The organism is Hymenobacter sp. GOD-10R (assembly GCF_035609205.1).
Classification (GTDB): Bacteria; Bacteroidota; Bacteroidia; order Cytophagales; family Hymenobacteraceae; genus Hymenobacter.
In genome coordinates, this window is sequence record NZ_CP141184.1 from 3,095,356 (window position 1) to 3,115,429 (window position 20,074).

Annotated in this window: 14 protein-coding genes; 8 read left to right on the forward strand and 6 right to left on the reverse strand. The window is 56.4% G+C overall.

Features of this window, described 5'->3' with window-relative positions:
• The first annotated feature begins 44 nt into the window (after positions 1-44).
• The 4 genes from SD425_RS12480 to SD425_RS12495 all read left to right on the forward strand — a co-directional run bounded on the left by SD425_RS12480 (position 45) and on the right by SD425_RS12495 (position 8,024).
• Positions 45-983, forward strand: coding sequence for a FecR family protein (locus tag SD425_RS12480; RefSeq protein WP_324679029.1), 939 nt, complete (start codon positions 45-47; stop codon positions 981-983).
• Between the two features lie 282 nt (positions 984-1,265).
• The gene (locus SD425_RS12485) at positions 1,266-4,613 is read left to right on the forward strand and encodes a SusC/RagA family TonB-linked outer membrane protein (RefSeq protein WP_324679031.1); all 3,348 of its coding nucleotides are present in this window, start codon (positions 1,266-1,268) and stop codon (positions 4,611-4,613) included.
• A gap of 38 nt (positions 4,614-4,651) precedes the next feature.
• Positions 4,652-6,289 (forward strand): RagB/SusD family nutrient uptake outer membrane protein, encoded by a 1,638-nt coding sequence (locus SD425_RS12490; protein WP_324679033.1) that lies wholly within the window; start codon positions 4,652-4,654, stop codon positions 6,287-6,289.
• A gap of 85 nt (positions 6,290-6,374) precedes the next feature.
• Positions 6,375-8,024: an alpha-L-fucosidase gene (locus SD425_RS12495; RefSeq protein ID WP_324679035.1), complete on the forward strand. Its 1,650-nt coding sequence runs from the start codon at positions 6,375-6,377 to the stop codon at positions 8,022-8,024.
• A 262-nt stretch (positions 8,025-8,286) separates the two neighbouring features.
• Here the strand turns inward: SD425_RS12495 and SD425_RS12500 are convergent, their stop codons facing one another.
• The 4 genes from SD425_RS12500 to SD425_RS12515 all read right to left on the reverse strand — a co-directional run bounded on the left by SD425_RS12500 (position 8,287) and on the right by SD425_RS12515 (position 11,741).
• On the reverse strand, positions 8,287-9,120 hold the full coding sequence (locus SD425_RS12500) for an MBL fold metallo-hydrolase (RefSeq protein ID WP_324679037.1): 834 nt from the start codon (positions 9,118-9,120) through the stop codon (positions 8,287-8,289).
• Positions 9,121-9,234: 114 nt separating this feature from the next.
• Positions 9,235-10,107 (reverse strand): AraC family transcriptional regulator, encoded by an 873-nt coding sequence (locus tag SD425_RS12505; RefSeq protein ID WP_324679039.1) that lies wholly within the window; start codon positions 10,105-10,107, stop codon positions 9,235-9,237.
• Between the two features lie 301 nt (positions 10,108-10,408).
• Positions 10,409-11,227, reverse strand: coding sequence for a Cof-type HAD-IIB family hydrolase (locus SD425_RS12510; protein WP_324679041.1), 819 nt, complete (start codon positions 11,225-11,227; stop codon positions 10,409-10,411).
• Between the two features lie 316 nt (positions 11,228-11,543).
• Positions 11,544-11,741, reverse strand: coding sequence for a hypothetical protein (locus SD425_RS12515; RefSeq protein ID WP_324679043.1), 198 nt, complete (start codon positions 11,739-11,741; stop codon positions 11,544-11,546).
• Positions 11,742-11,752: 11 nt separating this feature from the next.
• On the opposite strand from SD425_RS12515, the gene SD425_RS12520 reads away from it, so the two are divergent.
• Positions 11,753-12,286, forward strand: a complete 534-nt coding sequence (locus SD425_RS12520) for a DinB family protein (protein ID WP_324679045.1) — start codon at positions 11,753-11,755, stop codon at positions 12,284-12,286.
• A gap of 182 nt (positions 12,287-12,468) precedes the next feature.
• On the opposite strand, the gene SD425_RS30010 is transcribed toward SD425_RS12520, so the two are convergent.
• Entirely contained in the window at positions 12,469-12,519 is a 51-nt protein-coding gene (locus SD425_RS30010) for a hypothetical protein (protein WP_416381039.1), read from the reverse strand.
• Between the two features lie 362 nt (positions 12,520-12,881).
• Between SD425_RS30010 and SD425_RS12525 the strand changes: the two genes are divergently transcribed.
• Both SD425_RS12525 and SD425_RS12530 read left to right on the forward strand, forming a co-directional pair.
• Entirely contained in the window at positions 12,882-13,796 is a 915-nt protein-coding gene (locus SD425_RS12525; RefSeq protein WP_324679047.1) for a helix-turn-helix transcriptional regulator, read from the forward strand.
• A 129-nt stretch (positions 13,797-13,925) separates the two neighbouring features.
• Positions 13,926-14,966 carry an NAD(P)-dependent alcohol dehydrogenase gene (locus tag SD425_RS12530; protein WP_324679049.1) on the forward strand — a complete coding sequence of 347 codons (1,041 nt, stop codon included), beginning with the start codon at positions 13,926-13,928 and terminating at the stop codon, positions 14,964-14,966.
• A gap of 295 nt (positions 14,967-15,261) precedes the next feature.
• Here the strand turns inward: SD425_RS12530 and SD425_RS12535 are convergent, their stop codons facing one another.
• Positions 15,262-15,639 carry a T9SS type A sorting domain-containing protein gene (locus SD425_RS12535; RefSeq protein ID WP_324679051.1) on the reverse strand — a complete coding sequence of 126 codons (378 nt, stop codon included), beginning with the start codon at positions 15,637-15,639 and terminating at the stop codon, positions 15,262-15,264.
• A gap of 111 nt (positions 15,640-15,750) precedes the next feature.
• On the opposite strand from SD425_RS12535, the gene SD425_RS12540 reads away from it, so the two are divergent.
• On the forward strand, positions 15,751-20,034 hold the full coding sequence (locus SD425_RS12540; protein WP_324679053.1) for a two-component regulator propeller domain-containing protein: 4,284 nt from the start codon (positions 15,751-15,753) through the stop codon (positions 20,032-20,034).
• Positions 20,035-20,074 lie beyond the last annotated feature (40 nt).

The following is a 20,074-nucleotide window of genomic DNA, read 5'->3' on the forward strand; positions in this document are numbered from 1 at the left end:
TATTTGCCTACTTCGCTGGCCAAGCGACGGTATTGCAAAAGCAGATGATCGAGAACTGGGTGAAGGAGGGGCCGGAGCAAGCAGAATTCTTCTACGCCTGTCTGCATGAGTGGGAAACAGCGCATCCCCAGTTCAAGGCAGACACCGAAACAGCTATTGCTAAGTTCAATGAGATGGTACTGGCTCCGGCCGATTATCAGGAGACGCTAGGGGTAGGACAAAATCCGTCGCAGTCTGGCGCCTGGCAGCGCTGGCTGATTGCCGCGTCGGTCTTGTTTGCCAGCATACTCGGCTCGTGGTTGTTGCGTGAGCCGATTTTGCAGAAAAGCTACCGCACTGGCAGCGCGGAAACTAGCACTATCCTGCTGGCGGATGGTAGCAAGGTTGTACTTAATGCCAACTCGCTGTTGCAGGTGCCGCGTTTTGGCTTTGGGAAAACCAGCCGCCAGGTGCACCTGAAGGGAGAAGCCCGGTTTTCGGTGGTGCATACGCCCGATGATAAAACGTTCGTGGTTTCAACCGACCCCACCTTTCAAGTGGAGGTTCTAGGAACGGAGTTCAACCTTTCTGCCCGCCGAGGCTCGGCCAAAGTAGTGCTGCAAAAAGGCAAGGTAAAAGTGCGATACCGCGAAAAACCAGACCAAGCAATGACGTCACTGACCATGGCGCCGGGCGATTTTGTTTCGGTGAATGAGAAGCAGAAGGTCCTGAGGGTGAAGCGGGTGCCACATCCTGAAAATTACTCGGCCTGGCAGGATAGCCGCTTTGTTTTCGACCAGACCTCTTTGGCGGAGATAAAGGAGATACTTGAGGATAATTATGATTTAGTGGTCAGCCTGAAGGGGATAGATGTATCGAAAGTGACAGTATCGGGCTCCTTCAAGGCCAAGAATGCAAATGAGTTATTACAAGCTCTTTCCGAAGTGCTCAATATCAGTGTACTACGGCAAGACAATCAGGTGATGTTGATCAACAGAAATTAACTCCCACCTAAAAACGCAAGCCCGAGAAGGCACTCACCGGAGAAGACAACTGCGCCGCCAATTGGTCGCCTAGCCTATACCACAGCCAAACCACAAGTTGCCTCCGGCGCTGCAAACCCAGCGTCGTGGAAAAATATTGCCCAATGGTTTTTGCCCTTTTTTCAAGAGCTACTACCTCCTCTGCTCTCACTAAGTGCCTCGGCACCCCTGCTTTATTCCAGCTATTTCTCTTGGAAGAAGCTTGCCTACTACTCTCGCTACACCACCAAATTCCCCCGTTTTATGAATAAAACGTTCTACCGATTAGGCTCCGGCGGCCTGCTACTGCTGCTGCTGGGCAGCCGACAACCACAAAGCTTGGCGCAGGGCCTAGCGTACCAGCCGCACGGGCAAAACGAGCCCAAAGGTGCCGCCAAATCCACCAGAATAAGTGTCAGGGAGGCGCTGAATAGTTTGCGGCAGCACTACAAAGTGGATATTCTCTTTTCGGATCCGGCCGTGGAAAACCTGGCGGTGCCGCAAAGCACCATCAAACTCACTCGCTCACTTGAGCAAAACCTGGAGGCCGTTTTGAATCCATCGGGTCTTCGCTACCGGAAATCAGCTGATGGCGCTTATCTGATAACCCCTGCTACCAGAAAGGACAAGCAAAGTCCCGCACAATCTGCTACCAGCCTAGGGACGGTTGAACCGGCAGGGCAAAATAGTCAGGCAGATCAGCCCGTAACGGGCAAAGTAACCCAGGCCAATGGCCAGCCCTTATCGGGCGTAACAGTGGTGGTGAAGGGTACCACCCAGGGAACCTCAACGGATGCAAACGGCAGTTTCTCACTAACTGTCCCAACGGGTAGTACCCTGATTTTTAGCTCCATTGGCTTCTTGGCGCAGGAGATTGCCGTAACGGGACCTTTTTTGAACGTGGTGCTGGCTGAAAACACCAAGGCCCTAGATGAAGTTGTGGTGGTGGGCTACGGTACCCAGAAAAAGGTGAACTTAACGGGTGCGGTGGCTACTGTTTCGTCGGAAGACCTCGACAACCGGCCCATTACGCAGGCTTCGCAGGCGCTGGCTGGCCTAGCCCCCGGTGTGCAGGTGCAGCAGCCGAGCGGCCGGCCTGGTAGCAACGGAGCCAACATCACCGTGCGGGGCATCGGAACCTTTAATTCAGGCAGTGCACCGCTTGTGCTGATCGACGGTATTGCGGGCTCCATCGACGATGTAGCACCTGATAATATTGGTACCATAACCGTACTCAAGGACGCGGCCTCGGCCGCCATTTACGGCAATCGGGCCGCCAACGGCGTTATCCTGATTACGACTAAGCGTGGCAAGCCCGGTAAAATAGAGGTTGGCTACAACAACTACGTGGGTTGGGAAAAGGTGACGCAGCTGCCTCAGTTCGTAAACTCGGCCACCTATGCCCGACTTACCGGTGCTTCGGCGCAAACCATCGCCAACTACGAAGCTGGCAACGACCCCGATAATTACCCCAACGTGTACCACTTGCGCGACTTGCTCAACTCGGGCTCGGGGTTTCAGCAGTACCACAACCTCAGCTTTTCGGGCGGCGAAAACAAAACTACCTACCTGTTTTCGGCCAGCTACCGCGGCCAGAAGGGCATCACGGCCGAAACCGATAACAAGCGCTACGATTTCCAAGCCAACATCGACAGCCGACTACGGGAGAACCTAAGCCTCAAAACCAGCTTGCTGGGCTTTTCGCAAGTTCGCAACCAGCCTGTGTCTAACTCAGCCGGTATCGATGGCATCATCGGGTTTGCCGTGCGCGAACCCAATACCTATGCGGGCCGCAAATCGGATGGCACTTACGGTCACCAAGACTTCTTCGCCCCTGAGGCGTGGCTCGACGCCGAGGGCTTCGATAATTTCCGGGCTAAGAACTTCTACGGCAACACGGCGCTTACCTGGGAGCCTCTCAAGGGGCTGAGCTTTAGCGGCACGGCGGGCTACCACTACTACACTAGCACGACCACTACCTACCGGCCCGATATTTACCTGGACCGCAACACCTACGTGGGCCCTAACAACCTGTACAACGGTACAACCGACGGGCAGGAAGTAACGCTGATTGGCCTAGCTACCTATGAAAAATCCATTCAGAACCACAACTTCAAGCTGCTGCTAGGTTATCAGCAAGAAGACCACCGCGACAACTCGTTTTCGGCCTCGCGCGACCGGTTTCCTAATAACCTGCTGTACCAGCTGAGTGCGGGTGCCTCCACCAACCAGCAAAACAGCGGCTCGGCCAATGAATACGCATTCCGGTCGTACTTCGGCCGCCTCAACTACAACTTCAACGAGCGTTACCTGCTCGAATTTAATGCGCGCTATGACGGCTCGTCGCGGTTTGCACCTAGCAATAGGTATGGCTTGTTTCCGGCCGTTTCGGCGGGCTGGCGCGTGTCGGAAGAGCCTTTTTTGAAAGACCAGACTAGCTGGTTGGATGAGCTAAAAATCCGGGGTTCGTACGGTACCCTAGGTAATGCCAACATTGCCAACTACCCGTATCAATACACCTACAACACCAATCCCCGATACAATTTCGGCGGCGTGATTGCGCCGGGTGCGGCAGTTACTTCGGCGGCCAACGCCGATATCCAGTGGGAAACTACTACGTCGAGCGACATCGGGCTGGATTACAGCCTGTGGAAAGGTAGGCTGAGCGGCTCCTTCGACGTGTATGAGCGCACGGCCAAGGATATTCTCTACCAGGTGCCCGTATCGGGAACGCTAGGGCTTGATGCGCCTATCGTGAATGCCGGCTCGATTCGGAACCGGGGCTTCGAAGCTAGCCTGACCTACAACGTTACGGCCGGGGGCTTCCGGATGGCCGTGTCGCCCAATTTTTCTTACAACCAGCAGCAAGTCACCAAGATTGCTGGCGACCTGAAATCGGTAATTCCGACCTTCTTCGTGGGCCAACCGCTCAACGCCATCTATGGCTACGTGGCCGACGGCCTATTCACCGACGCGGCCGATGTAGCGAGCTACCCCACCCAGCCCATTGCTGGTCGACCGGGCGTTATCCGGTTCAAGGATTTGAGCGGCCCCGACGGTGTGCCCGACGGTAAAGTGGATGCTACCTACGACCGCACCATCATCGGTACTCGCAACCCGAAAACGTCCTTCGGTCTGAACATCAATGCTAGCTTCAAGGGCTTTGATCTGGCCATGTTGTTCCAAGGCCTAGGTGATTATACCGTGCAAATGTCGTCGTATCAGGCTTATGCCTATTACAACGGCGGCAACATTCAGAAGTGGCAGGCTGATAATGCCTGGACCCCCGAGAACCCCAACCGCAACGCCAAATACCCGCAAATCACGAGCCTGAGCCAGGGCAGCGCCAACGTGCAAACCAACTCGTTCTGGAACCGCTCGGGCACGTACCTGCGCTTCAAGAACCTGCAAATCGGCTACACGCTGCCGGCGGGTCCGCTGGAAAAACTGCACATCAGCAAAGTGCGGGTGTTTGCGGGCGGGCAGAATCTGTTTAGCCTGAACAGTTTTTACGAGGGCTGGGACCCCGAAAACAGCCAGGGCACGGGTGACAACCCGAGCTTTTACCCGCTCACGGCCATCTACACCTTGGGCCTGAACATCAAGCTGTAACCACTACCGTTCACGGCACTTCTTAACTGATTACTACCATGCATGCATATAATCTTTCTACTACAAAAGTCCGGCTGGTTCTGGCACTTGGCCTGTTGCTAGGTGTGGCGACTAGCTGCGAAAAGGAGTTGCTCGACAAGCAACCGCTCACGGCTATTTCCGACGCCACCTTTTGGCGCACGGCCAATGATGCTACCCTCGCTCTGAACGGGGTATACGACACGGGTGCCGGTTTTACTGGCTATAACTTCTGGGCCGCCACTTCCATGGTAAACCTAGATTTGATGGCCGGCAACGGCTCGGAGAAGGAGTTAATTCCCGACCAGTTTACCGACGGCAGCCTAAACTCGGCCTATAGTTTTGTGGGCGCTTACTACACCCAGGCGTACCGGCAAATCACGCGCTGCAACAACTTCCTCGGCAACATCGACAAAGTGTCGATGGATGCCACGCAGAAAAACATTATGATCAATGAAGTACGAACCCTTCGGGCGTACAACTACTTCAACCTAGCCCTGTACTTCGGCGACGTGCCGCTCATTCAGCGCCTGCTCACCGTCGACGAAGCGAACAGCGTAACGCGTACGCCGAAAGTCGAAGTGTGGGCGTTTTGTGAATCGGAGCTGAAAGAGGCCGCCGCGGTATTACCCCCATCAGTGCCGGATGCTCAGCAAGGCCACATGACGGCGGCCAGCGCCCTCGCTATTCTGGGACGTTTGCAGCTGGCGGAGAAGAAATGGGCCGATGCGGCAACCAGCTACAAGAAGATCATCGATTTTGGAGCTTACAGCATCGACCCACGCTACCGGGAATTGTTCCTGAACGCGGGAGAGCTAAGCCGCGAGGTAATTATGTCGCAGCAGTACCTCAAGGACACCTACAACCACGCCCTGCTCCAGTACCTGACGCCCGAAACGTGGGGCGGCTGGCACCAGTATTCTCCCTTCAATGAGTTGGTAAAGGAATATGAGTGTACCGACGGCTTGCCCATTACCCAATCTCCGCTCTACGACCGGAACAACCCCTATAATAATCGTGACCCGCGGCTCGACTTTACCGTGATGATTTCCGGCCGCACCACGTTCCGGGGCCGCACGTATTCCGCCGTACCCGGTACCACCTTGCCCGACCGACTCAACCAATACCCCGGCGTGTGGAGTGGCTACGCCATCTACAAGTTTTTGGAAGATGACCCCGCCGTGGCTACCACCACAAACGACGGCAACAACTTTCCTTTGATTCGGTACGCTGAAGTGTTGCTAGGTTACCTAGAAGCTAAGCTAGAGTCGGGGAGTAGCATCGATCAGGCCCTGCTCAATGCGACCATCAACCAAGTACGGGGCCGGCAGGCCGTGCGCATGCCCGCCGTCACGACAACTGACCCCGCAGCGCTCAGAACCATCATTCGTCGGGAGCGGCGCGTGGAATTTGCCTTCGAAGGGCTACGCTATTTCGATTGCTTGCGCTGGGGCATCCTAGGTGCCGAAAACAACCGGCAGTTCACGGGCATGAAGCTTACCAATACGCCCGCCACTTACAAAGACTATCCGGTAGACGCGGAGGGGTACTACCTCTACAAGAGAAGAAACTTTGTGGTCGGCAAAAATGAGTTGTGGCCCATTCCGCAGTCGGAGCGCGACCTAAACAAAAACCTGACGCAAAACCCTGGCTACTAGAAGGAGGCCCGGCAGCTGCTCACCCACCCCAAGCTAGGCGAGCAGTTGCCGGGCACCGCTCCTTGCTCTCATTCCTTTTACCTTGATGATGAATAGAAGAACCTTGCTTAAGAATCTGGCGCTGGCAGCACCGGCAGCTTGGCTGCCTAGCGTAGTAGCGGGCCTCAACTGGAGCCCGCTAGCCCCGGCAGCAAGCCCCTTTCAGCCCACCTGGGATTCGCTGGCCCAGTATCAAACACCTGAGTGGTACCGCGACGCTAAGTTTGGCCTGTGGGCGCACTGGGGGCCGCAGTGCCAGCCTGAGCGCGGCGACTGGTACGCCCGCGGTATGTACCAAGAGGGCTCGGACCAGTACAAGTACCATGTCGAGAAGTACGGCCACCCCTCCAAATTCGGCTTCAAAGACGTGATAAATGAGTGGAAGGCCGAGCAGTGGAACCCCGATGAGCTGCTAGCTCTCTACAAAAAAGCCGGCGCCAAGTACTTCGTGTGCCTAGCCAACCATCACGACAACTTCGACCTTTACAACAGCAGCCATCAGCCCTGGAACTCCACCCGCCTGGGGCCTAAGAAAGACTTGGTGGGCGGCTGGGCCAAAGCGGCCAAAAAGCAAGGATTGCGCTTCGGGGTGAGCGTGCACGCTGCCCACACCTGGAGCTGGTTGGAAACGGCCCAGCGCGCCGACAAAGCCGGACCCTTAGCCGGCGTACCCTACGACGGCAAAATCACCGCCGCTGCCGGCCAGGGCACCTGGTGGCAGGGCTACGACCCACAGGCCCTCTACGCCCAAAACCACCCCTTGAGCGAAAACAGCCAAGACAACAGCATGATCCACCGGCAATGGGACTGGGGCAACGGTGTGACGCCACCTAGCAAGGAGTATTGCGACAAGTTCTATAACCGCACCGTCGAGCTGCTGGATAAGTACGAGCCCGACGTCGTGTATTTCGACGATACAGCCCTGCCGCTGTGGCCCGTGAACGACGCCGGTTTGCGCATCGCGGCGCACATGTACAACACCAGCGCCCAGCGCCACGGCGGGCGCAACGAGGCCGTTATCCTGGGTAAAATCCTGACTCTGGAGCAGCGCAAGTGCCTAGTCTGGGACATCGAACGCGGCCAAAGCAACCAGATTGAGCCCCTGCCCTGGCAAACCTGCACCTGCATCGGGCAGTGGCACTACGACCGGCGCATCTACAATAACCACGGCTACAAAAGCGCCAAAACCGTCATCCATACCCTCGTCGATGTGGTGAGCAAAAACGGCAACTTGCTGCTGAGCGTGCCCGTGCGCGGCAACGGCAGCATCGACGACCAGGAGCGCGCCATCGTGGAGGGCATCGCCGCCTGGATGCAGGTGAACGGCGAGAGTATCTACGGCACCCGCCCCTGGAAAATCTTCGGCGAAGGTCCGGCCCAGGAAGGCGCCGCTGCCCTCAGCGCCCAGGGTTTCAACGAAGGCAAAGGCAAGCCTTTTGGAGCTGAGGACATCCGCTACGTCACCAAGGGTAAAATCATCTATGCCACTGCGCTAGGCTGGCCCACCAATGGTCGTCTGCTGCTCAAGTCGCTGGCGGCGGGCGGACCGCACTACGCTAGCAAGGTCAAGCAAATAGAGCTTTTGGGTGTGCCAGGCAAACTCAAGTTTGAGCACACTAAAGATGGGCTGACTGTGGTGCTACCTGCCCAAAAGCCCAACGATATTGCCTACGCGCTGAAAATTATGCCGGCCTAGCTTTGCCATACCTTGGTCCAAGGCCACCGTTGGTATGCCTCAAAAATAAGTGGTTCAGACTAGCAAACGGTTGATGGTAAAACGGTAAGTGCCACTGCTTTTTAACGATTCAGGAGCCGCAACTAGGTGCCACTGCCAGTGCATTCAAACCGGTACGGAGAGAGGGTAATGTTATTAAACAGGCCGGCAGCAACAAGAAATTACCTTGTTGCTGCCGGCCTGTTTAATAACCGTTGTCGAAAGGAGCGACTAGCTAGCCCGCTTACAGCCCAACCGTTTCACCGTCCTGCGGAATGAGCAGCTTTTTAGGGCTGATGTGCTGGGCATCCGCCTTTTTGCGTAGCGAAGCCCGCGACGTGCGGCAATGGTCCAGCGCATCCATATGCACCGCAATGACTTTGGCTTTCCCACTGGCCGCCAGTAAGGCCATCGTTTGCTCCTCGTCCATGATAATGGGCGTGTTTTCGAACCCGGCAATCCGCGCCCCACCCGAGTTGACGATGATGTAATCCGGCTTGTACTGAGCAATATTCTGCTTAATCTTATCCGTCCAGATGGCGTCACCGACGATGTAGACTGTGGGCTGGTTTTTTGCCTGCAACACGAAGCCCGAGGTCTTGCCCATCATCTTCAGCACTTCGCCGCTACCGTGCTCAGCTTCGAGGCGGTGAATTTGAATGCCGTGCCACTCCCGCCCGTCGACTAAGGTCTGGGCGTGAGTGAAGCCTTGTTTTTGAAAGAACTCCTGGTCGGCCGGCTGGTTAATCAGCTCAATTGACTTGTCCAGCGCCTTGCTGGCAGCCTCATCGAAGTGGTCGGCGTGGGTGTGCGTGACCACAACTAAGTCTAGGTTCTGGATAATCTCCGCTACCGGCATCCTCAGCTCCACCGTGGGGTTGCGCTCGACGCCGCCCCACGACTCAATCGTGCCCTTCGTAGAGAGCATGGGGTCCACCAGGATTTTTTGGCCAGCATATTCCACCACCAGGGTGGCGTTGCGAATCAGACGGATGCTAGGTTTGGTGGTGGGCTTGTGCTGGGCAAAGGAGAGGGTAGTGGACAGGGAAAGCGCGACGGCTAACAGAATTTTTTTCATGACTATGGAGGTAGGTATTGCATGCGGTTTGCCCTAGCTTTCTCCCACTGCGGGAGCGTAACAAAACGCGGTGCAAAGGTCCAGCTAGTCTTGTTTTAGCCACCTACCAAAGGCTTAGTGGGAACTACCATTTTGATAAGCCGCTAAGAATTCCGTGGTCGTCAGCCCCGTTTGCGTCTTGAAGAAGCGCATGAGGTGGTTGGGCTCCGAGAAGTGTAACTCGTGCGCAATGTCGGTGACCGGCTTGCCGGCATGCAGCAGGGCGTTCTTGATTTCAAACAAGAGCCGTTGTTTTAGCAAGTGGGTCGCCGTCACGTTGAACTGAGCCTGTACCGCTTTGTTGAGCGTTACCCGGCTAATACCTAGCAGATCAGCGTATTCGGACACCCGCTGCTTTTCTTTGATGTGTAGCTCCAGCAGGCGTTTGAAATGGTAAGCATAGTGGTTCTCGGCCTTGTCGAGCGGCAGCTGATTCCTTTCGGCATAGGTGCGGTTGAAGGAAAGCAACAGGTAGTAGAGCAAGGAGCGGATGATATGCTCGCTGTCCGGCCGCATGGGCCGCAGCTCAGCATTGATTTCGGTCAGCAAACCGCAGTATTTAAGAATCTGCTCCGAGGACGCTGCGAGGGACAAAGGGTAATCTAGCTGGTAGAAATAGAGCAGACGGTAGGCAAAGAGCTTGTCGGCAAAGAAGTCGTTGAGAAAGTCTTCCTGAAAAATAAGAAAGGTAAACTCCAGATGATCAGCGGACAACTGCCACTGTCTCTTCTGAAAGGGCGAGATAAAAACGATGGTGTTATCGGTGATGCGGATAGTTTGCTGATTTAGTATCACAGTGCCGCGGCCCTTTTTGAAGAGCAGGATTTCAAAGAAGTCGGTATTGTACGCCTCAGTGTTCAGATAGCTTTCTGGGAAGAGGTGACCTAGCCCTACCTGGAGCAATACCTCCACGCCACACTCGGCTTTATGAAATTTAACGGTTTTCACGAAGGTGATATAGCAAAAGAAAGAGTACTCTGACGCATGGTCAAGGGGGCAGGGCCTAGGTTGTTTGCGGTGCCCAGCGGCTTTGTCGCAAAGATCGGCAAGCGCAGATAGAATCAGACGCGTGGAGCTACTGCCCGTACCGATGGGTGGGCAACAGAAGCGCGCCCACCCATCGGTACGGGCCTTTATGCGGTTTGGTGCTTCCACCATTGCGTTGTTCCCACAAACACTGTAGCAACTGGACTCGCCGCTCTAGCGCTCAGTTTGAGGGAAATTACCTGAACACGTGCTCGTGCGTTCTTTACAGAAGGCCAAAGTGGGTTAAAGCTTGTGCAATCCCATCGTGGTCAGTCTCCGCCGTGACATAATCGGCGCTGTCCTGCACGTGCGGCGCGGCATTGCCCATGGCGACGCTTAGGCCCGTGTACTGCAACATGGTCACATCATTGCCGCCGTCGCCAAACGACATGGTTTCGGATACATCTAGGCCGAAGTGCTCGCAGAACACGTCGACTCCGACTTTCTTGCTAATGCCCTGTGGGTTGACGTCGGCAAACAGCGGCGTCCACCGGGTAGCCACCGAGTTCGGCATCACCTGTTCCATGAACGCGTGCTCCGCTTCCGGACCTAGGAAGACGTTGGCCTGCAATACCTGCGTGAGCTCCGTTTTGGCTCGCTCCACCACAGGTGGCACGGGCAAGTTCAGACGGGTGTACATAGCCTCCATCTCTGGGGTCGTGCGGTTGACGGCTACGCTGTTCTCATACATCAGCACGTAGTTAAGGGGCTGGTGCACTGCATAGTCCAGTAAACGCTGTACGTCCCCAGAATCTAAGGTGTGGCGCCGCAGCACATGGCCGTCTGCCGTCACGCAGCACCCCCCGTTGTAGGTGATGAAGCCATCGAAGTTCAGGTAGCGCACGGGGGCTAGGGCGTCGATGGAACGCCCTGTAGCTGCCAAAACCTTGATGCCTTGTTCCTGCAGGCGCGCAAGCGCCCGCTCGGCGGAAAGTGGGACGGCGTGCGTTTGGAAACTGACTAAAGTGCCATCTAGGTCAAAGAAAACAGCCTTAATCGGTGAGTGGGTCTCCGCCTCAGCGGATAATATATTTGTTAGCATAAGGTCGTGATGTAGAGTTGAGGCTTTTCAATCCGTGTTTATTCTGTTTTCATATTTTAGCCAGTGTCGGTCGGCACTAGGCTATTACGTTAGATGAGTTGTCGAGACCTGAACCTTGTTTGGTTCAAGGGGTTGCTCCCCTGTTGCCGTCAGGGCGCACACCTACTGCGTGACGCACCCGCTGTTGGAGCAACTACTAGGGTTTGCCTATCACCCTGACTTGCCTACCTGCTACGATTAGCTCGTTTAGGTGAGCAGCAAGCATAACAGCAGCAGGACCCAGAATCAGAATAGAAATACCTTTTTACCTTAGGTATCACTGGGCACCTAAGGTAAAGCGCTTCTTTCCAACCAAGCCGGACCAGCCATCGACTCCAAACGACTGCGCCCACAAGGCCTGTCCTTTCTCCCCGGCCTTTTCACCGCCAATAGGCCCCGGTTCGGACAACGGGTGCTGATCGGCACGCAGGGGTTCTGTAGCCGGGGTAGGCGAGAGATATGGAACCGGTTCCACCACTGTTATCTATGACCAAGAGAACTTTCCACATTCAATTTGGCACTTCTGCCGACCACTCGCTAGACTATCTGCTTGGAATGCTAGCGGATGTCCGAGTGACAACTGTGCAAACGCTGCAGCACCTGTCGGTTCAGGAACTAGATTGGCAGTATAAAGAGGGCTGGAACACGATTGGCGCCCTGCTGGCGCATATCACGGCGCTGGAGCATTACTTCCGCATCGAATTTGTAGAAGGCAGAAAGCTAACGGAGGCGGAAACCCAACACTGGGAGCCCGCTTTGGACATGGGCACCTATCTTCCTCAGCTCATTACCGGCCAACCATGGGACGCTTACCAAGCCGGCTTGACAGCCTCCAGGCAGTTGCTCCTACAGGCGTTGCAGAACCTGACGTTCAAAGACTTTACAAAACGACTCGAGGGCTATGATGCGGACACCGGGTGCAACTTGGCTTGGGTTCTATTTCACATGCTTGAAGACGAAATCTACCACCGGGGCCAGATCAGTATTATCCGCAAGCTCTACAAAGAACACCAGGGCTAGCGCGTAATTGGAAAGAGCCAACGGCCGGTAGCGGGTGTTTTCCGGTGGAGGAGGCCACGAGCAGGAGTCTGGCATGTCGCCTTTTCTTTGAAGCAATGCCGCGCCGACTGCTAGATCCCCTACAGTTCCAAAACGAGCTGGTTCTCGGCGCGTAAGTCGAAGACGCGCTGGCCGGGCTAGGTCTAGTAAAGCTCAGCAAAGTGCAGCACGACTTGGTAGGTGCCATTGGGCACGCGCAAGCTATAGCCAAAAGTGCCTTAAGCGTTCGGTCTGGTACAAGGCATCATCCATGGTACCGGCAATCGGCCCGCGTTAGCCCCCATGCAACTGCCGCCGTTACCCAGACGCCTGATGCTGTTTGACCTGCGTTTATTGCTGCGCAAGGTAGGTGTCAACATCATGGGCGTTATCACTCCGTTGAGCAACAGTTAACTTTAACTTATGCAACAACTGCCAGCATAACGGCTTGCTCGCAACATCTAGGGCAGCTTGTAGTTTGCGCTACAAGCTGCCCTAGGTAGCTAAGTGCTAACCTAAACACCGGCTACCAGTGCCGGTTATGAAGTGATACTAACGGGGCCACTCGGCCAAGACCATGAGCTACCTACCAACGGACACCTCGCCTTTTTTCCAGACCGCGACGTACCCGCCCCTGGGCGCAGCGGCCCGCCAGTTGGAAGTAGTAACCATGCAAAAGGCCCGATGCGGTATGGACCAGTTCAGCCGCCACGACATGTTCAAGGTAATGTTGGTGCTGGCGGGGCAAAATGAGCTGCACTACGCTACCCGCAGCTTCGTCATCGACCGGCCCGCGCTGGTGTTTACCAACCGCCTAATTCCTTACGCCTGGGAATCGGCCGAAGTAGCTGCCGACCAGCAGGGGCACATTTGCTGCTTTTCCGAGTCGTTTTTGCACGCGGCCATGCGCGGCGTGAGCCTGCGCGACTCAGTGCTGTACAAGGTCGATGGCAACCCCGTGTACTACCTCGATGCCGGGCAGCTGCGCTACTTCTCCGACGCCTTCGAGCGCATGCGCCGCGACATGGCCTCGGACTACGCGCACAAAGACGAGCTGCTGCGCAACCAGCTCTCCATCATCATTCACGAAGCTGCCCACCTGCCGCCGGCCGCTGCCCAGCACCCGCCTACCAACGCGGCCGAGCGCATCACGGGGCTGTTTTTGAGCTTGCTGGAAATAGAGTTTCCAATGACGGGGGAGCTGCGCGAGCCGGTGCTGCGCTCGGCCCGCGACTACGCCGACCGCCTAGCCGTGCACGTCAACCACCTCAACGCCAAGGTAAAGGAAGTAACGGGTCGCTCCACCACGGCCCACATCAACGAGCGGCTGCTGGCCGAAGCCAAGCTGCTGCTCACCCACACCGACTGGGCCATGGCCGACATTGCCGACCGCCTCGGCTTCGAGTACACGTCCTACTTTACCAGCTTTTTTAAGAAACACACTGCTACCACGCCGCTGGCGTTTCGCCGCGCGCCTTTGGCCGTGACCTAGGTATTTTGGGGCCTGCTTAAAACGCGTTGAAAAGTATAAAAAGCCCTTTGAAAGCTGTACCGTAGCCGAAAAAGGGGCCGGTAGTTTTGGGGTCTGCAACGGCGTTGTTGCAGCTAGCTTTTCAGCCCCATGAACCAGACCAAAGCCTACGCGGCCCAAACTCCCGATACCGACCTCGCCCCCTGGACGTTCGAGCCCCGCGAAGTCGGTCCGCACGACGTGCAGATTGAGATTCTCTTCTGCGGCGTGTGCCACACCGACCTGCACCAGATTAAAAATGAGTGGTTTCCGGGCATGTTCCCGATGGTGCCGGGCCACGAAATTGTGGGCCGTGTGGCCCAGGTCGGCGCCCACGTCAAAAACTTCGCCGTCGGCGACTTGGCCGGCGTCGGCTGCCTGATTGACTCGTGCCAGCACTGCGTGCCTTGCCAGGAAGGTGAGGAGCATTTCTGCGTCGAAGGTGCCACCCAGACCTACAACAACCCCAACCGCAGCGGTAACCCCACCTACGGCGGCTACGCCAGCGCCATCGTGGTGCGCGAGGAGTTTGTGCTGCACGTGAGTGACAAGCTCGACCTAGCGGGGGTGGCCCCGCTGCTGTGCGCCGGCATTACCACCTACTCGCCCCTGCGCCACTGGAAAGTGGGCCATGGCCACAAGCTGGCTGTGGTGGGCCTGGGCGGCCTGGGCCACATGGCCGTCAAGTTTGGCGTGGCCTTCGGGGCTGACGTCACCGTGCTCAGCACCTCGTCCGCCAAAGAGCAGGACGCCAAGGACCTAGGCGCCCATCATTTCGTGGTTACCAAAGACGAGGCCCAACTGGCCGCCGTGCGCGGTAGCTTCGACTTTATTCTCGACACCGTGGCCGCCGACCACGACATTCCGCTGTACCTGTCGCTACTCAAAATTAACGGCACGCACATCCTGCTGGGCGTGCCGCCCAAGCCGCTGGAAATCCCAGCTTTCTCGCTCATCGTCGGTCGCAAAAGCATCGCCGGCTCCATGATTGGCGGCATCGCCGAAACCCAGGAAATGCTGAACTTCTGCGCCGAGCACAACATCGTCTCTGATGTCGAAGTCATCGACATCAAGGATATTACCCACGCCTTCGAGCGTATGGTGAAGGGCGACGTGCGCTACCGCTTCGCCATCGATATGGCCACACTGTAGACCAGTTAGTTAAACCACGAAGCCGACAAATGGCTTCGTGGCATTACCCTTAATTGGAAGGGAGTAGATGGGCAAGGTTGCTGCACGTCTGTCGAAATGTAAGCCAACGGAACAAGGCGCTCAACTTGCTCAGCTTCACACGTCCAGAAAGACGGTCTGTGTCACTGAACAAGCGAACTCAAAAAGCAGCTTCGCGCAACTTTAAAATAGGGGCGAGCGGTTCAGGCGCTAATCTGCTTTCTTTTCTCCTTCACCCGGCACAAACCTAGCAAGCCTCTCGCCTCCCGCTCAGCTGCTATCGCCTGACAAGAAATTGCGCTTGTTCCCATTTTTTGCCGGTGAAGAGTCGTAAGAAATAGAGGCCCGTAGGAAAGTTGCCTAGCTGCACGGCTGCTTGCTGGTGAGCAGGAACCGTTCGCAGCACTACTTTACCGGTCACATCTGTGACCCATAGTTCGTTGATCTCACCTTCCCACTCCATGTGCAGAATACCGAGGTCGGATTGGGATAGCACTTCCAAGCAGATGCCCTCTCTGGCCGCGCGTTGTTCGTGGTCATGGCTGCCGGGTCCACCATCGGCTGGGGTTGGCCCGCCAGGCTGGGAATGGGCACCTGACAATCGGCCGTGTAGGCATATTTCGTCACGAGTATGGCGGTAAACAACGGCTAGCATACGCTGCAATTCACTACTTTCGTAAGAAGCACTTTGGTCATTTACTTACTTCCCGGTTAGCAAGTGAGTTTAGGCGCTTTTACCCTTTGTTTGACTTTTCTGTAGCTATTCATGTTGCGAGTGCCGCCTAACCGCTCTATTTGGGGTGCACTGTTTCATCAGCTATTCCTGGTAGTACTACTCCTTGTAGGCACGCGGCAAGGGGCAAGGGGACAGAATACGGCGCCCGAAGATTTTCGCTTCGAACATCTGACCGTCGACCTAGGCCTTGCGCACAGCGACGCTATGGCCGTAGTGCAGGATAAAGCTGGATTTATTTGGGTAGGTACGAACCGTGGCGTCGACCGCTACGATGGCTATCACCTCAAGCAATATATACTGCCAATCAACAACCGCGACGGCATTTCTGCCAACCGTATCATGGTGCTGCACTTGGCGCCTAATGGTCGTTTATGGGTGGGCAGCGAGCGTGCGGGGCTAAGTACGTATGATCCTACCGCTGACCGCCTGCTGCGCTTCGACGAACAGCAAGTACCAGCGGCCTACCGAACTTTATTCCGGCGGCTGTCGCAGGCTAGCATTACGGCGCTTACGTCGGATAAGCAGGGCCGCCTTTGGGTGGGTACAGAGCACGAAGGCTTATTTGTGCTAGCGTTCAACTCGCAACATCAACTAGAGAGTTTGCGCCAGCCACCCGGACCAGCGGGTAGTACCAACGATTACGATGTAAGCAGCTTGGTAGCCGATACCGAGGATAAAATCTGGGTTGGCTCACCTAGTTATGGCTTGCGCGTCATTTGGCCCGAAAGCCAGACCTTAGCAGCCGAAACTACTGCCATAACCGGCAACATTCGAGCATTGCACCTCGACCGACGCGGCGATTTATGGGTGGGTACCGAAAAGCAGGTGTTCTGGATTAGTAGCGCCAATCGCCGGCTGGTTCGCCAGTTGGCGGCGCACCCCCAGTCACAACTGTATTCGCAACTGCAATCGTTGCTGCTTGATTCGTTCGGGCGGCTTTGGGTGGGCACCACCTACGGCTTGTACGTGTGGGAGGCCGGTACCGCGACGGGGGATAGCCTACCCCTGCGTGCTACGCACCCGACGTTGCTGCTGCCCGATAACGGGGAGCCCTTTAGCATCAGTGCCGAGCGGATACACCAGATGTATGAAGACCACAACCAAATTGTGTGGTTGTGTACCTCAGCCGGCGGGTTGAACAAAGTCGACTTGCGCCAGAAGCCTTTCAGCCAGCTGCGGCGGCAACAGAGCAGCCAGGCTACCTTACCGACCAACTACGTCAATACGATTTACAAGGAGGAAAGCCGCGATATTCTGTGGTTTGGAACTCGTAACGGGGTGTCAGCTTATGACCTGAAGCACAAAACCTACCGCAACTACCTGAACCAAACGGGTACCCGTAACCCAATCAGTGTTGATGTGGCGACCATCCTGCAGGCGAGCAATGGCTCATTGTGGTTTGGCACCCGGGGGCACGGCTTGAGCCAGCTGACCCGCCGTGGTGGACAGGAGCACATTAGCACGTACAGCAAAGTGGCTGACGACGTGGACTTAACTGGCGCCAGCGTAGAAAACCTTGCCGAGGACCGCTTCGGGACGGTGTGGGTCGCGACGTTCTTTTCCGGGCTGGTGCGGATGAGCCAGGACGGCAAGTTCCTGGGGTCTTACCGCGTCAACAATTCAAAGCTGCCAACCAACCACTTTACCTACCTGCTCTATGACCGGCAACATGATGTGTTGTGGGCCAGCACCAACGACCAAGGTCTGCTCAAGCTGCGGGCTACCCCTGATTCTTTGCTGTTGCTTCAGCAGTTTAAGCACACGCCCGGCAGCAAAGATGGCCTGCGGGTAGATTACGTCTGGCCGCTGTTGCTCGACCGCCTCGGCACCCTTTGGATCGGCACCATTGGCGGCGGGCTTCACCAACTTACGACGGATGCCCAAGGCCGTGAAGTAGTGCACTCCTACGCCAAGTGGTTGCCCGAGAGCGACGTAGAAAGTATCCTGGCCGATGAGGAAGGCAACCTCTGGATTGGGGGCACCGGCCTGTACCGCTTCACGCCCAGCACCCGCCAGCACATCCGCTACGATGTTGCGGATGGCTTGCAAAGTAACGCCTTCAAGATTGGGGCGGCCGCGCGCGCGCAGGATGGCACCCTATACTTCGGTGGTATCAACGGCATCAGCTACTTCCAGCCCCATGCCATTCAGCCAAACCCTTACCCGCCGGTGGTGCAGATTACCGGCCTGCGCATTGCCAATAAGTTGGTGGCGGTAGGCCAAGAACACAACGGCCGGGTGGTGCTGACGCAACCCCTCTCCACGCCGCAGATAGTGACTATTAAAGCGTCAGAGAATGACTTCTCGGTGGAGTTTGTGGGTCTGAATTTTGCCAACCCGCAGAAAAACCGCTACGCCTACCGGCTGGTAGGCTTCAACCAAGAGTGGGTATATCCGGCGCCAGGGCAGCGAACGGCAAGCTTTACGACCCTACCGCCTGGGCAGTATACGTTCGAAGTAAAAGCCAGCAACGGGGAGGGGATGTGGTCGAAGAAAGCCGCCACGCTGAAGTTTGATGTTCAGGCTCCTTGGTATAAAACAGGATTGGCTTATCTGGTATATGCCGTCGTGGCGCTGAGCGGCATTGCGCTGTACCGCCGCATCGAAATGGCCCAGCAGGCGCTGAAGAATCGTTTGGTGCTGGAACAGTTTAAAACCGAAAAGGAGAAAGAGCTAACCAACCTCAAGCTAGGTTTCTTCACCAACGTATCGCACGAGCTACGCACGCCCTTAACGTTGATATTGGGGCCAGTAGAGGAAATCATCCGCAGCCAAGGCCCCGTGGTCGATCTGCGCGGCAAGGTGCTTTTGGTGCAAAAGCAAACCCGTAAGCTGCTCGATTTGGTGAATCAGCTCCTCGATTTTCGTAAGGTGGAAACCGGCAACGTGCCCTTGCGTGCCAGCCACGGCGACGCAGTGCACTTCTTGACGGAGATGCACGCCATCTTCCGGCTGAAAGCCCAGGAGCGCAAGGTCGAATACTTGCTCGATGTGCCTGCGGAGCCGGTGCTGCTGTATTTCGACCACAGCAAGCTGGAAATCGTTCTTACCAACTTGCTGGCCAATGCCTTCAAATACACGCGTGAGAAAGGGCAGATAGGATTGTCGGCGACGGTGGTGGGCAACCCCGGCGGGGAGGCAGTTTTTAGTGAAGGCGAGTTGGCTGGCAACTACTTAAGTATTAGCGTTTGTGATACGGGTGTAGGCATCAAGGCCGAGGAGTTGGAGCACATCTTTGACCCCTACTACCAGGCTTCGCACACGAATACCCTGCGCATGGCGGGCACCGGCATTGGCCTATCGCTGGCCCGGCAGTTTGCCGAGCGGCACGGCGGCCAACTCACGGTAGCGAGCACGCCCGGGGCGGGCACCACCTTTGAGCTGCGCCTGCCCTTCGGCCAGCAGCACCTACGCCCCGAAGACATTCAGTTGGAAGATCCCACGCTGCACCCCACCAGTGAGGAGGCATTCAGTCTGGAAGCGGAGGAGCTGCTAGGGGAGGCGGCGGTGCCGGTCGGCCCGCCGCGCCTGCTGGTCGTAGAAGACAACGACGAAGTACGCCAGTATTTGCAGCAATTGTTTGAGCCGGATTACGAAGTGCTGACCGCCGAAGACGGCATCGATGGCTGGGAAAAGGCCTTGAGCGAACTGCCCGACCTAATTATCAGCGACGTGATGATGCCGCGCAGCGACGGATTGGAGCTATGTAAGCGCTTGAAGCAGCACCCCAAAACGGCCCATATTCCGGTGCTGCTGCTTACGGCGCGCACCGCCGAAACCCACGAGCTGGAAGGCCTAGGCATGGGCGCCGACGACTACGTGAGCAAGCCCTTCAACCCAACTCTGCTCCAGGCCAAAATCACGACGCTGGTGCGCAATCGTCGCAAGCTACACGAGTTCTACCAGCGCCAAATTTTGCTCGAGCCTACCGAAGTAGTCATTGCCGATGCCGACAAGCAATTCCTGGAAAATGCCATGAACGCAGTGGAAAAGCACCTGAGCAATCCGGAGTTCAGCGTGCAGGTGCTGGCGCGCGAAGTAGGTATGAGCTTGTCGGTGTTTTACCGCCGCATCAAGAGCATCACCGGCCAAACGGTGGTGGAGTTCATCCGCGACGTACGCATGAAGCGGGCGGCCCAACTGCTAGCTAGTACCCCGATGCGCGTGTCGGAAGTGGCTTTTCAAGTGGGCATTGAAGACCCGAGATACTTCCGCAAGACCTTCCAGAAGATCTACAACGTCACGCCCTCCGATTACGCCAAACAGCACCGCCAAAGCCGCGAAACTACTTCGCCACTAGAGTCCTCTGTTTAAGGGATGATCTAACACTAGAGCCGTCCCGTCGTTTTGGGGC